General features: G+C 73.1%; 13 protein-coding genes. 4 read left to right on the top strand and 9 right to left on the bottom strand.

Annotated elements, in window-relative coordinates; translation table 11 throughout:
* Window positions 1-18: 18 nt before the first annotated feature.
* Together rlmB and cysS are read right to left on the bottom strand one after the other, a co-directional pair.
* Window positions 19-1020: a 23S rRNA (guanosine(2251)-2'-O)-methyltransferase RlmB gene (gene rlmB, locus MRBLMI1_RS00635; RefSeq protein ID WP_367726204.1), complete on the bottom strand. Its 1002-nt coding sequence runs from the start codon at window positions 1018-1020 to the stop codon at window positions 19-21.
* Window positions 1013-2401 (bottom strand): cysteine--tRNA ligase, encoded by a 1389-nt coding sequence (gene cysS / locus MRBLMI1_RS00630; protein ID WP_367726203.1) that lies wholly within the window; start codon window positions 2399-2401, stop codon window positions 1013-1015. Before cysS ends, rlmB begins: the two co-directional genes overlap by 8 nt.
* An 82-nt stretch (window positions 2402-2483) precedes the next feature.
* Here cysS and MRBLMI1_RS00625 point away from each other — a divergent pair, with 82 nt between their 5' ends.
* Window positions 2484-2942, top strand: coding sequence for a GNAT family N-acetyltransferase (locus MRBLMI1_RS00625; protein ID WP_367727524.1), 459 nt, complete (start codon window positions 2484-2486; stop codon window positions 2940-2942).
* Window positions 2943-2962: 20 nt separating this feature from the next.
* Here MRBLMI1_RS00625 and ispD read toward each other — a convergent pair whose 3' ends face one another.
* Both ispD and MRBLMI1_RS00615 read right to left on the bottom strand, forming a co-directional pair.
* Window positions 2963-4156, bottom strand: a complete 1194-nt coding sequence (gene ispD / locus MRBLMI1_RS00620) for a 2-C-methyl-D-erythritol 4-phosphate cytidylyltransferase (RefSeq protein ID WP_367726202.1) — start codon at window positions 4154-4156, stop codon at window positions 2963-2965.
* 31 nt (window positions 4157-4187) lie between these two features.
* Window positions 4188-4670 (bottom strand): CarD family transcriptional regulator, encoded by a 483-nt coding sequence (locus MRBLMI1_RS00615; RefSeq protein WP_367726201.1) that lies wholly within the window; start codon window positions 4668-4670, stop codon window positions 4188-4190.
* Window positions 4671-4841: 171 nt separating this feature from the next.
* Between MRBLMI1_RS00615 and MRBLMI1_RS00610 the strand changes: the two genes are divergently transcribed.
* Window positions 4842-5408 (top strand): DNA modification methylase, encoded by a 567-nt coding sequence (locus tag MRBLMI1_RS00610; RefSeq protein WP_367726200.1) that lies wholly within the window; start codon window positions 4842-4844, stop codon window positions 5406-5408.
* A gap of 54 nt (window positions 5409-5462) precedes the next feature.
* Here the strand turns inward: MRBLMI1_RS00610 and MRBLMI1_RS00605 are convergent, their stop codons facing one another.
* Both MRBLMI1_RS00605 and MRBLMI1_RS00600 read right to left on the bottom strand, forming a co-directional pair.
* The gene (locus MRBLMI1_RS00605; protein WP_367726199.1) at window positions 5463-6146 is read right to left on the bottom strand and encodes a response regulator; all 684 of its coding nucleotides are present in this window, start codon (window positions 6144-6146) and stop codon (window positions 5463-5465) included.
* Entirely contained in the window at window positions 6143-7357 is a 1215-nt protein-coding gene (locus MRBLMI1_RS00600; protein WP_367726198.1) for a sensor histidine kinase, read from the bottom strand. Before MRBLMI1_RS00600 ends, MRBLMI1_RS00605 begins: the two co-directional genes overlap by 4 nt.
* Before the next feature lie 173 nt (window positions 7358-7530).
* On the opposite strand from MRBLMI1_RS00600, the gene phoU reads away from it, so the two are divergent.
* On the top strand, window positions 7531-8214 hold the full coding sequence (gene phoU, locus MRBLMI1_RS00595; RefSeq protein WP_367726197.1) for a phosphate signaling complex protein PhoU: 684 nt from the start codon (window positions 7531-7533) through the stop codon (window positions 8212-8214).
* A 61-nt stretch (window positions 8215-8275) separates the two neighbouring features.
* On the opposite strand, the gene MRBLMI1_RS00590 is transcribed toward phoU, so the two are convergent.
* On the bottom strand, window positions 8276-9028 hold the full coding sequence (locus MRBLMI1_RS00590) for a phosphoglyceromutase (RefSeq protein ID WP_367726196.1): 753 nt from the start codon (window positions 9026-9028) through the stop codon (window positions 8276-8278).
* Window positions 9029-9100: 72 nt separating this feature from the next.
* Here MRBLMI1_RS00590 and MRBLMI1_RS00585 point away from each other — a divergent pair, with 72 nt between their 5' ends.
* On the top strand, window positions 9101-9892 hold the full coding sequence (locus MRBLMI1_RS00585; RefSeq protein ID WP_367726195.1) for a class I SAM-dependent methyltransferase: 792 nt from the start codon (window positions 9101-9103) through the stop codon (window positions 9890-9892).
* A gap of 163 nt (window positions 9893-10055) precedes the next feature.
* Here the strand turns inward: MRBLMI1_RS00585 and MRBLMI1_RS00580 are convergent, their stop codons facing one another.
* Complete coding sequence (locus MRBLMI1_RS00580; RefSeq protein ID WP_367726194.1) at window positions 10056-11168, bottom strand: FUSC family protein; 1113 nt, start codon at window positions 11166-11168, stop codon at window positions 10056-10058.
* The gene (locus tag MRBLMI1_RS00575; RefSeq protein WP_367726193.1) at window positions 11165-12271 is read right to left on the bottom strand and encodes a YgfZ/GcvT domain-containing protein; all 1107 of its coding nucleotides are present in this window, start codon (window positions 12269-12271) and stop codon (window positions 11165-11167) included. Before MRBLMI1_RS00575 ends, MRBLMI1_RS00580 begins: the two co-directional genes overlap by 4 nt.
* Window position 12272: the final 1 nt, after the last annotated feature.

The following is a 12272-nucleotide window of genomic DNA, read 5'->3' as shown; positions in this document are numbered from 1 at the left end:
TGCGTCCTTTCGGTGGGGTCAGTCCGCGGCGGCGCGGAGCGTCGAGACCTGGTAGAGGGCGACGGATGCCGCGATGCCGGCGTTCAGCGACTCGGTCGCGGTCGAGATCGGGATCGACACGACCTGGTCGCACGTCTCGGTCACGAGGCGGGACAGGCCCTTGCCCTCGGAGCCGACGACGATGACCACCGGGCGGTCCGCGAGCTCCAGGGCGGGCAGCGACACGTCCCCGCCGCCGTCCAGGCCGAGCACGAAGACGCCCTGCTTCTTGAACTCCTTCAGCGTCGCCGTCAGGTTCGCCGCGAGCGCGACGGGGATGCGGGCGGCCGCGCCGGCGCTGGTCTTCCAGGCAGCGGAGTTCACGCTGGCCGAACGGCGCTGCGGGATGATGAGGCCCTGACCGCCGAAGGCGCCCGTGGAGCGGATGATCGCGCCGAGGTTGCGCGGGTCGGTGACCCCGTCGAGGGCGACGAGCAGGGGCAGCTCGTCGCGGTCGATGATCTCCTCGAGCAGGTCCTGCGGGTGCGCGTACTCGTACGGCGGCACCTTCAGCGCCACGCCCTGGTGGACGCCGTCGAAGCCCGCCATGCGGTCGAGCTCGGGACGCGTCACCTCGAGGACCGGGATGCCGCGGTTCGTGGCGATCGACAGCATCTCCTTGACGCGGTCGTCCATCTCCACGCGCTGCGCGATGTAGAACGCCGTCGCGGGGATCTTGGCGCGCAGGGCCTCCAGCACCGAGTTGCGGCCGGTGACCGTCTCGGTGTCATCGCTCTGCTTGGGGCGGGCGTTGCGGTTCGGCGAGCCGACGGCGCGGACGCCGGGCTTGGTTTTCCCGCCCGCGGCGGCGTAGCGCTCCTGGGCGGCCTTGCGCTTGCCGGCGGGGTGCCAGGCGCGGTCCTCGGCCTTCGGGGTGGGGCCCTTGCCCTCGAGCGCCTTGCGGGAGTGCCCGCCGGTGCCCTTCAGCGGGCCCTTCTTCTTGCCGGGGTTACGTGCGCCCGGGCGTCCTGGCTTAGGCATTGATACTCCAATGGGTTCCGGCCGGAGTGTCCTCCAGCGTGATTCCGGCGGCGGCGATGGCGTCGCGGATGCGGTCCGCCGCTGCCCAGTCCTTGTCGGCGCGCGCCTGCGCGCGCTGGTCGATCATCGTGCGCACGAGGGCGTCGAGAGCGGTCTCGGCTCCCCCGTCGGCGGCGGTGAGGTCGGTGGCATCCAGTCCGAGGACCGTGAGCATCGCCGACACGGACCGGGATGCCGCGACGGCGGCCGCGAGGTCTCCCCCGTCGAGGGCGGTGTTCCCCGCGCGGACCGTCTCGTGCAGGGCCGCGAGCGCCTGCGGCACGCCGAGGTCGTCGTCCATGGCCGCGGCGAAGGCGTCCGGCACTGTGCCCGGCGCCGTGACCACCGCGTCGGCGGCGCGCACGACACGCTGACGGAACGTGTCGATGCGGTCCAGCGCGCTGGCGGCCTCGTCGAATCCGCGGTCCGAGATGTCGAGGCTGGACCGGTAGTGGGCCGCGGCGAGGGCGTAGCGGACGACGCGCGGGTCGCGCTCGGCCAGCACGTCGGCGGCGAGCGTGAAGTTGCCGAGCGACTTCGACATCTTCTGACCGTCGACGGTCACCAGGCCGTTGTGCAACCAGTACCGCGCGAAGGCGTCGCCCGCGGCGCTCGACTGCGCCAGCTCGTTCTCGTGGTGGGGGAAGCGCAGATCGAGTCCGCCGCCGTGGATGTCGAACTCGGGTCCGAGGTAGCGGCGCGACATCGCGGAGCACTCGATGTGCCAGCCCGGTCGTCCCGCGCCCCACGGCGAGTCCCATGTCGCCGAGGACGGCTCGCCCTCCTTGGCGCCCTTCCAGAGGGCGAAGTCGCGGGGGTCGCGCTTGCCGCGGGGGTCCGCGTCGGCCGCCGGCTCCATGGCATCCAGGGACTGCCGCGTCAGCTCGCCGTACCCCGCCCAGGAGCGCACGTCGAAGTAGACGTCGCCGGCCGCGGCGTACGCGTGACCGCGGTCGATCAGCTCGGCGATCAGCTCCTGCATCTGCGGCACGGACGCGGTCGCCCGCGGCTCGTAGGTGGGGGGAAGGATGCCGACGGCGGCGTACGCCCGCGTGAACTCGAGCTCCATGCGGTAGGCCAGCGCCCACCACGGCTCGGTGTCGGTCGCGTTGGCGAGGACCTTGTCGTCGATGTCGGTGACGTTGCGCACGAAGGTGACGCGACCGAAGCGGTGCGCGAGCCAGCGGCGCAGCAGGTCGAACGCGAGGGCGGCGCGGACGTGCCCGATGTGGGGTCCCGACTGCACCGTCGGGCCGCAGACGTAGACGGTGACGTTTCCGGGGTCGACGGGCACGAAGTCGCGCAGGGCCTGCGCCTTGGTGTCATAGATCCGGACGGTCACTTGTCAAGCTTACCGGCCGCCCCTGTCCGCTCCCCGTGGACGACATCCGGCCGTCACACGGCGTCGGTACGCTCCGACGGTGATGATCGAGATCCGCCCCGACGACCTCTCCGGCGCGCCCACGCGCGCGCTGGCCGCCGCGCACCTTGCCGGGATGCACGCCAACACCCCGGCGGAGAGCGTGCACGCCCTGGATCTGGACGCGCTGGGCGGCGAGGACGTCTCGCTGTTCTCCGCGTGGGTCGACGGCGGGATCGCCGGCATCGGGGCCCTCTCCCGGCTGTCCGAGGACCGTGCGGAGCTGAAGTCCATGCGCGTCGCCGATGCCCACCTCGGTCGCGGGGTCGGCCGCGCGATGCTGCATCACCTGGTCGCGGAGGCGCGAGCGCGCGGCATCCGGAGCCTCTGGCTGGAGACGGGGAGCACCGACGACTTCCTGGCCGCTCGTCGCCTTTACGCGAGCGAGGGCTTCGTCGAGTGCCCGGCGTTCCCGCCGTACCTGCCCGACCCGCTGTCGACCTTCATGACCCGCGCGCTCTGAGGAGCGCCGCCGGCCCGGGATCAGACCGGGACGACCAGGGCCGTCGCGAAGGCCGCGACCCCCTCGGACCGTCCGGTGAACCCGAGGCCGTCGGTGGTGGTGGCGCTGACCGAGACGGGGGCGCCGCCGAGAGCCGCCGACAGCGTCTGCTCGGCCTCGACCCGGCGTGCGGCGAAGCGCGGACGGTTGGCCTGCACCTGCACCGACACGTTCCCCACCCGCCAGCCGGCCTCGGCGAGGAGCGTCACCGTGTGGGAGAGGAAGGCGTCGGCGTGCGCGCCGGCGAACTCCGGGCGGTCGGTGCCGAAGTGCGTGCCGATGTCGCCGAGGCCCGCCGCCGCGAGCAGGGCGTCGACGATGGCGTGGGCGACGGCGTCGCCGTCGGAGTGCCCGGACAGCGCGGGCTCCCCCGGCCACTCCAGACCGGCGAGCCAGAGCTCCCCCGTCCCGCCGAAACCGTGGACGTCGGTGCCGACGCCGACCCGCGGGAGGAGGGGAACGGACATGGATGCCTCCGGGCCGGTGGGCAGCAGGGCGCGGGCGCGCTCGAGGTCGGCGCCCGTCGTGATCTTGAACGACCGCTCGTCGCCGGCGACGGTGACGACGGGGTGGCCGGCCGCGGCGACGAGGGAGGCGTCGTCGGTGTGGTCGGCGTCGACCGCGGCGGCGGCCGCGGCGAGGACGTCGCGGCGGAAGCCCTGCGGCGTCTGAGCGGCGGCGAGCTCCGCGCGGTCCACGCCCTCCACGATCGCACCGTCCGCGGCGACGCGCTTGATGGTGTCGACCACGGGGACGACCGGGATCACCGCGGGGGCGCCGCCGCTGAGGGAGGCGATCACGCGGTCGAACACGACGGGCGGAGTGAACGCGCGGGCGGCGTCGTGCACGAGGACGAGGTCCACGTCGCCCCAGAGGGCCGCAAGGCCCGCCAGCACGGACTGCTGCCGAGTAACCCCGCCGGGGACGACGGTCACGAGGTCTTGGCGGTCGCCCGCGACGGAGAGAGCCTCGGTGAGCGCCTCGCCCTCGAGCCCGGCGGGGGCCACGACGACGACCTGCGCCCGCTCGGCCGCGAACACGCCGCGGAGGGCGTGCCGCAGGATCGAGTGCTCGTCGATGCCGACGAAGGCTTTCGGCCCGCCCGCGTTCAGGCGGGTGCCGGAGCCGGCGGCCACGACGATGACGGCGGTGCGCGGTGGGGGCGGAAGACTCACGCCCCCACGCTAGCGCGGGGCCGACGGGGGCTCAGGACGCGAGGACCTCGTCGAGGACGACGCCGGCGCGCTCCTCGTCGGTCTTCTCGGCCAGAGCGAGCTCGGAGACGAGGATCTGGCGGGCCTTGGCCAGCATGCGCTTCTCGCCGGCCGACAGACCGCGGTCCTGGTCGCGGCGCCACAGGTCGCGGACGACCTCGCTGACCTTGATCACATCGCCGGACGCGAGCTTCTCGAGGTTCGCCTTGTAGCGACGCGACCAGTTGGTCGGCTCCTCGGTGAACGGCGCGCGCAGCACCTCGAAGACCTTGTCCAGGCCCTCCCGGCCGATCACGTCGCGAACGCCGACCAGATCGACGTTCTCAGCCGGAACCTCGATGACCAGGTCACCCTGCGTGACGTTGAGCTTCAGATACTTCTTCGTCTCGCCCTTGATGACGCGTTCCTTGACCTCGATGATCGTGGCCGCGCCGTGGTGCGGGTAAACAACGGTCTCGCCAACCTCAAAAAGCATGGAGTTATGTCCTTTCGGCAACGTCCAGGATACCACAGGCCCCCATGCGCTAAGGTTCCGCCCCCTCCCCGCGCCCGCGCACCCGGGTACGCACGCCGCCCGCGCGCGAGACCGGGCCGGTTCCGCGGACCCCATAGAATGGCGGGGATGCCGTCTGTCTTTGGAGGATCCGTGAAATCGCGCCTCATCGCGTCCATCGTCGTGGGAGCGGCCGTCGTGCTCGGCACGTCCGGCTGCAACCTGATCGCTCCGCAGGCGACGACCATCCAGTACTCCGCATCGGACGGTGTCAACGTCCCCGAGTCGGGCCCGCTGCACGTGCGCAACGCCCTCATCGTGGCGGACGCCGAGGGCACCGACGGCAACATGATCGCCGCCATCGTCAACGACACCCTCGAGCAGCAGACTCTGCGCATCGAGGTCGGCGAGGGGTCCTCCGCGGTCCGCGCGACGGTCAACGTCCCGGCGAGCACCACCCTGAGCCTCGGCGACCTGGCCAACGACGTCGAGCCGCTGCTGCTCGAGGGCATCGACGCGGTCCCCGGCTCCACCACCCCGGTCTACTTCCAGTCAGGCGACTCCGAGGGCGCCCTCATCCAGGTCCCCGTGCTCGACGGCGCACTGGAGTACCTGAGCGACCTCGCCCCGGCCGGCCCGACCCCGACGGTCGCCCCGACCCCGCTGGTCACCCCGTCGCCGGACGAGACGCCGTCCGCGACCGAGACCCCCTCGTCCTGAGCACGAACGAAGGCGCCGACGGCAGGACCGTCGGCGCCTTCGTCGTTCCCGGGATCAGGACTCGAAGCGGTAGCCGAGACCTCGCACCGTCACGAGCATGGTCGGCTCGCTCGGGTTCTGCTCGATGCGGGAGCGGATGCGCTTGATGTGGACGTCGAGCGTCTTGGTGTCGCCGAAGTAGTCGGTCCCCCAGACGCGGTCGATGAGCTGGCCGCGCGTCAGCACGCGACCGGCATTGCGCATCAGCACCTCCAGGAGCTCGAACTCCTTCAGCGGCATGTTGATCTCGCCGCCGTCCACCGCGACCGTGTGCCGGTCGATGTCGAGGGTCACGCGACCGCCCGTGAGGACGCGGTCGTCGAGGTCGGCGTCCTCGGGCGTGCGGCGGCGCAGGACCGCCCGCATGCGCGCGAGCAGTTCGCGGGTCGAGTACGGCTTCGTGACGTAGTCGTCGGCGCCGAGCTCCAGCCCCACCACGATGTCGACCTCGGAGTCCTTGGCGGTGAGCATGATGATCGGCACCTGCGAGGTCAGCCGCAGCTGCCGGCACACCTCCGTCCCCGGCATCCCCGGGAGCATGAGATCCAGAAGGAGAATGTCCGCACCGCGCTCGCGGAACGCGGTCAGGGCGAGCGCGCCGTCTTCGGCGATCTCGACCTCGTAGCCCTCGCGACGGAGCAGATAGGCGAGCGGGTCGGCGAGGTCGGGCTCGTCCTCGACGATCAGGACGCGGGTCATAGGGTGTCCCCCTTCACGGGTACGGGGCGCGCGGCAGGCGGCTTGCGGGGCTTCCGGCGCGGCTTGGTGCGGGTCTGGTCGAGATCGGGCGCCTCGGACTGCGGGAGGCGGATGGTGAAGGTCGAGCCGCGCTCCGGGCGCGACCACAGGCGCACCTCGCCGCCATGACGCTGGACCGCGTGCTTGACGATGGACAGCCCGAGGCCGGTGCCGCCGGTGCGGCGCGAGCGCGCCTGGTCGGCGCGGTAGAACCGCTCGAACACGCGGTGCTGGTCGCCCTCGGGGATGCCGATGCCGCGGTCCGTGACCGCGATCTCCACGACGGTGTCGTCGAGCTTGACCCCGACTCCCACCTTCGACCCGTTCGGCGAGTAGGCGATGGCGTTGGCGATGAGGTTGCCGACGGCCTCCGTGAGGATCTGCGGCTCGCCGCGTACCCACAGCCCCTTGGTCCCGCCGCGGACCACCGTCACCTGGGCGGAATCGGCCTGCAGCGCGTGCGACTCGACCGCGGCGGTGACGACCTCGTCGATCGAGACGTCGCGGACGTCGCGCAGCTCGTCGGCGGCCTGCAGGCGGGAGAGGCTGAGGATGCGGTTGGTCAGCGCGCTCAAGCGCGCGATCTCCGCCTGCAGCCGCGCCGAGAAGGCGCGCACCTGCGCCGGGTCGTCGGCGGCGGACTCGATCGCCTCGGCGAGGAGGCTCACCGCGCCGACGGGCGTCTTCAGCTCATGGCTCGTGTTGGCGACGAAGTCGCGGCGCATCTCCTCGACCCGCTCGCGCTCGGTGATGTCGCGCAGGACCAGCAGCACGAGCCGCGGCGAGATCGGGGTGGCACGGACCGCCACGAGCCGCGGCTCCGCGGGAGCGGCCCCCCGCCGCAGCCGCAGGTTCTCCGCGACCGCCGCGCCGGTGTCGCGCGCGGCGCGGGCCACGCGGCGCAGATCGTCGCTCGCGATCACCTGGCCCTCGTCGAGTCCGAACACCTCGGCGGCCGGCGAGAGGGCGAGCACCGTGGAGGAGGTGTCGCAGACGAACGCGGGGTCGTCCATGGCTCCGAGCATCGCCTCGACGCCCTCGGGCACGGCGGTCGACACCTGCGCCAGCGCCCGGTCGCGGGCACGCAGCGCTCCGACGACGAGGCCGACGACGGAGCCTCCGACGAGGAATCCCACGAGGAGCGCGAGCAGCGAGAGCTGCGTCTGATCCATGCCTCCAGCGTAGGGGCGCGATCTGTGCGTCACCGGACGTTCAGCCGCGCACCGTTGCCGGGGAGGGCTACTATTCACTGTCACAGCACCACTCGTTAACCTTCGCTGGGAACAATCGCGGAGGGTCGCGGGACGCGTGTGTGCCGTGCCGCGAACGAGGAAGGTCAGTTGCGATGCGCGAAGTGTTCCACCAGTCCCTTGAAGACGTCCAGAGCCGTCTGGTCGAGATCGCCGACCTGGTGACCGTCGCCATCGACCGCGCCACCCGCGCGTTCGGCACGAGCGACGTCTCCCTCGCCGAGGAGGTCATCGAGGCGGACGCGGTCATCGACGAGAAGGCCATCGCCCTCGATGAGCTCGCGATCGAGATCCTCGCCCGCCAGCAGCCCGTCGCCCGCGACCTGCGCATCGTCGTCACCGCGCTGCGAGTGAGCGCGTCGCTCGAGCGCATGGGCGACATGGCCGAGCACATCGCTCAGCTGGCCCGCTCCCGCTTCCCCGAGCGTGCGATCCCCCGCGGCCTGAAGGGCACCTTCACCCGCATGGGCGAGCTCGATGTCGAGGTGGCCCGCAAGCTCGCGGAGCTGCTCCGCACGCAGGACCTGCGCATCGCCGAGGCGATCCGCGACGCCGACGACGACATCGACGAGCTGCACGTCAGCGTGTTCGAGAAGGTGCTCGGCGATTCGTGGAAGGGCGAGGCCACCGCGACCGTCGACGCGACGCTCGCGAGCCGCTACCACGAGCGCTTCGCCGACCACGCCGTGTCCGTCGCGAAGAAGGTCGTCTACCTGGCGACCGGCGACTGGGCCAACGACGGCGAGGACACCACCGTCGAGCACGCGCCGGTCGTCTGACCCCGCGACGACGAAGAGGGTGGATGCCGATGGCATCCACCCTCTTTCTCGTTCCGGTGCGTCAGTCCTTCTTGCCCTGGGCGGCGACCGCGGCGGCACCGGCGGCGGCAGCCTCGGGGTCGAGGTACTGACCGGGGCCGAGCGGCCGGAGGTCGGCGTCGAGGCGGTACACGAGCGGGATGCCGGTCGGGATGTTCAGCTCGGCGATGTCGCCGTCGCTGATGCCCTCGAGGTGCTTGACGAGACCGCGCAGCGAGTTGCCGTGGGCGGTGACGAGGACGGTCTTGCCGGCCTTCAGGTCGGGGGCGATGTCGCTCTGCCAGTAGGGCAGCATGCGGTCGATGACGATCTTCAGCGACTCGGTGTCGGGCACCTCGCCGTCGATGTCGGCGTAACGGGGGTCGCCGACCTGGCTGTACTGGTCGTCGGCGGGCAGCGCGGGCGGCGGCACGTCGAACGAGCGGCGCCAGAGCATGAACTGCTCGTTGCCGAATTCCTCGAGGGTCTGCGCCTTGTCCTTGCCCTGCAGGGCGCCGTAGTGGCGCTCGTTGAGGCGCCACGAGCGCTTGACGGGGATCCACAGACGGTCGGCGGCGTCGAGGGCGATGTTCGCCGTCTGGATCGCACGGCTGAGCACCGAGGTGTGCAGGACGTCGGGCAGGATGCCGGACTCGGCGAGCAGCTCGCCGCCGCGCTTCGCCTCGGCCTTGCCCTGGTCGGTGAGGCGGACGTCGACCCACCCGGTGAACTGGTTGGTCTTGTTCCACTCGCTCTGGCCGTGACGGAGGAGGATCAGCGTGTAAGGCTCGGTCATGCCTCCATGCTAGCGAGACGGCGGGGTCCTCCACGGGCCGGGGACCCGGCCCCCGGCTGGCAGGATGTTCGGGTGAACGCCTCCCCCGTCGGCCGCCCCACGCGTGGCACCACCGGGGTCAACCGACTGCGACGGGTGGACCGCTGGATCGCCCGGCACCCGGTGCTCCGCCGGGCCGGGGATCCGCTCGTGGTGGACCTCGGCTTCGGGGCGAGCGCCGTCACCCCCCTCGAGCTGCATGCGCGGCTGCGGCGGGTGCGGGCGGACGTCGAGGTCCTCGGTCTCGAGATCGATCCGGACCGCGTCGCGCGCGCCCGGGCGCAGGCCGCCGGTATGCCGGGGGTCGGGTTCGCGCTCGGCGGGTTCGAGGTGCCCGTCCCGCGCGGCCGACGGCCGGCGATCATCCGGGCCATGAACGTCCTGCGGCAGTACGACGAGGCCGACGTCGCGAACGCCTGGGGGCGGATGTGCGGGCGCCTCGACGCCGACGGCATCCTCGTCGAGGGGACGTGCGACGAGATCGGGCGCGTCGTGACGTGGATCGAGGTCGGGGCCGACGCCGTTCCGCGGACCCTCACGGTGTCGCTGCGCCTGGACGTGCTCGACGCTCCGTCGATCGCCGCCGAGCGTCTGCCCAAGGCCCTCATCCACCGGAACGTCCCCGGCGAGGGGGTGCACGCGTTCCTCACGGCTCTGGACCAGGAGTGGGCCCGCGCCTCGGCCGTCGCCCCCTTCGGTCCCGTCCACCGCTGGCGCACCGCCGTCGGGGCGATGAGGGATGCCGGATGGCCGGTCCGCGAGCCGGGTCGGTGGCGCCTCGGCGAGGTCACGGTGGACTGGTCGGCGGTCGCGCCGCGGGGCTAGCGTCGGCCGCAGTCGTGCGCCGCGGCGGGACGTGCGCCGCGGGAGGTGCGTCGGCGGGAACCGCGAGAAACGCCCTATGCACGGAGGAACGCCGGGTGCGCGCGTTTCTCGGTGCAGAACGCGTTTCTCGTGCGAGACGACGCGGCGCCGAGCCGACCGCGGCTCAGATGCGCGGCAGGAGGTCGCGCGCCTCGCCGGAGGGCACTCCCACCGCGACCAGCAGGTCGACGGCCAGCGGCCGGAGGGCGGCGAGCAGGTTCAGCTCCCCCACCCCGCCGCCGGGGAGCAGGGCCGCCGGGTCCAGGCGTCGGGCGATCGCGGCCAGATACGCCCGCGCCTCCGGCTCGCGGTCGGCGTCGGCGAGGGCGTCGCGCACGAGGGAGGCGCCGCGGGCGAGCTCGGCCAGCAGGTCGGCGGGAACCGGACGGCTCTCGCCGTCGGCGCAGAGGTACGCCGCCCGACGGGCGATGACGCGGAGGTTCCGCGTGGCCAGGTCGAGGGCGGCCCGGGCGCGCTCGTGGCGCTGCAGCTCGCCGCGCTGCCGGCGCAGGAACGGCGAGATGCGCGCCACCTCGCGGCCGGACTCCAGCGACCCCGTCCACGCGTCGACGTACGTCTGCAGCGAGCGGGCGCGGTCGAGCCCGCGGTCGGCCCGGGCGCGGTCGCCGCGGCGCAGCGCCCGCACGATCGTCGACATCGCCGCATCCAAGGCGTCGAAGAGCTCGTCGGCGTCGCGCAGCTCGGTGCGCCGCAGGGTCCGCGGGATGAGCGCGGTCACGAGGAGCGCCGCCGCCCCGCCGACGATGCCATCGAGCAGACGGAGGAAGGGGGCGCCGCCCACGGCGATGAGGGCGATGAGCGACTGGACCACCGCGGCCAGCGCGAACCCCGGCTGGGGCGAGAGGAACCGGGCGACGATGAGGGTGAGGGTCATCGCGATCGCCAGCTGCCACCACCCGGCGCCGGCGAGCAGCAGCACGATCTCGGCGATGAGGATGCCGACGAGCATGCCCGCGACCGTCTCGGCCACCCGCCAGGGGCGGGCGTCCCGGACCAGGCCGAGGCTCGAGACGGTGACCGTCGCCGCGAGCAGCGGCGCCGGATGCCCGAGGACGAGATGCGCGAAGACGTACGCCGCGGTGGCCGCGACGACGATCTGCGCGACGGCCGGCGCGGACTCGCGCAGGCGCGCCAGGCGCCGGCGGAGGCTCGACCTCATGCGCGACCGCGGGACGACGACCCCGGAGGTCGTCGACCAGGTCTCGCCGTCGCTCATTCCGCGGCGCGGCGGCGTCCGAGACGCGGCAGGCGCGGGACCCCCGCGGTGGCGCCGGCGTCGGAGGGGACGACGGTCTCCTGCGCGGCGGCGATCACGCCGTCCTCGGTGTCGATCTCGAGGGTCACCCCCTCGGGGGCGTTCCGGCGGATCAGCGCCAGAGCGATGGGACCGTCCTCGTGGTGCACGGCGACCGACGTTATCGCCCCGACGACGGTGTCGCCCGCGCGGACCGCGTCGCCCCGGGACGGCAGGATGCTGTCGCTGCCGTCCAGCTGCAGGGCGACCACGCGCCGGGGAGGGTGGCCGAGGTTGTGCACCTTGGCGACGGTCTCCTGCCCGCGGTAGCAGCCCTTCGACAGGTGAACCGCGGTGCGCAGCCAGTCCATCTCGTGGGGCAGGAGGCGCTCGTCGGCGTCGACCGACAGACGCGGCCGCCAGGCGGCGACGCGCAGCGCCTCGACCGCCTCGCGACCGGCGAGGGACTGCTCCCCCGCGGCCGCGGCGGCGACGACACGGTCGAGCTCGGCGCGCTCGACGACGGCCTCCGCCCAGTCCCGGTCCGCCCCGGGGTGCGGCTCGACGCGGGCGTACGCCCACCCGCCCGGCGACACCTCGGGCCACGGGTCGACCCAGACGACGGCACGCCCCTCCGGCGCGACGGCGGACAGCGCCGACACGGCGTCGCGGGTGCCGCCGATCACGGCGAGCTCGTCCGAGCGGTCGCGCACCTCGACGCGCAGGCGGAAGCGCATGCGGGTCAGCCAGGCGGCGAGGGGCTCGGCATCCGTGGCATCCACGATCAGCCAGGCGGTCGCGCCGTCGTCGACGAGCGCGGCGGCGTGCTCGACGCGCCCCTGCGGGTCCAGGATCAGCAGCTCGGTCGAGACGCCGGCCGGCAGGTGCGTCAGCGCCTGCGACGAGAGCGAGTCGAGCCAGCTGAGACGGTCCTCGCCGCCGACCGTGAGGACGCGACGGTCCGCGAGCGGGGCCAGGGCGGACCCGGATGCCAGGCGGCGCTGCTCCGTGAGAGGAGAGCCGACATGGCGGAGCCCGCCGTCGTCGTCGAGGACGGCGCCCGGGACCTCGGCGAGAGTGGCCACG

It is taken from the genome of Microbacterium sp. LMI1-1-1.1 (assembly GCF_040815675.1).
GTDB lineage: Bacteria > Actinomycetota > Actinomycetes > Actinomycetales > Microbacteriaceae > Microbacterium.
Note: the sequence above shows the minus strand (reverse complement) of the source record. Positions and strands in the feature narration are given on the sequence as shown.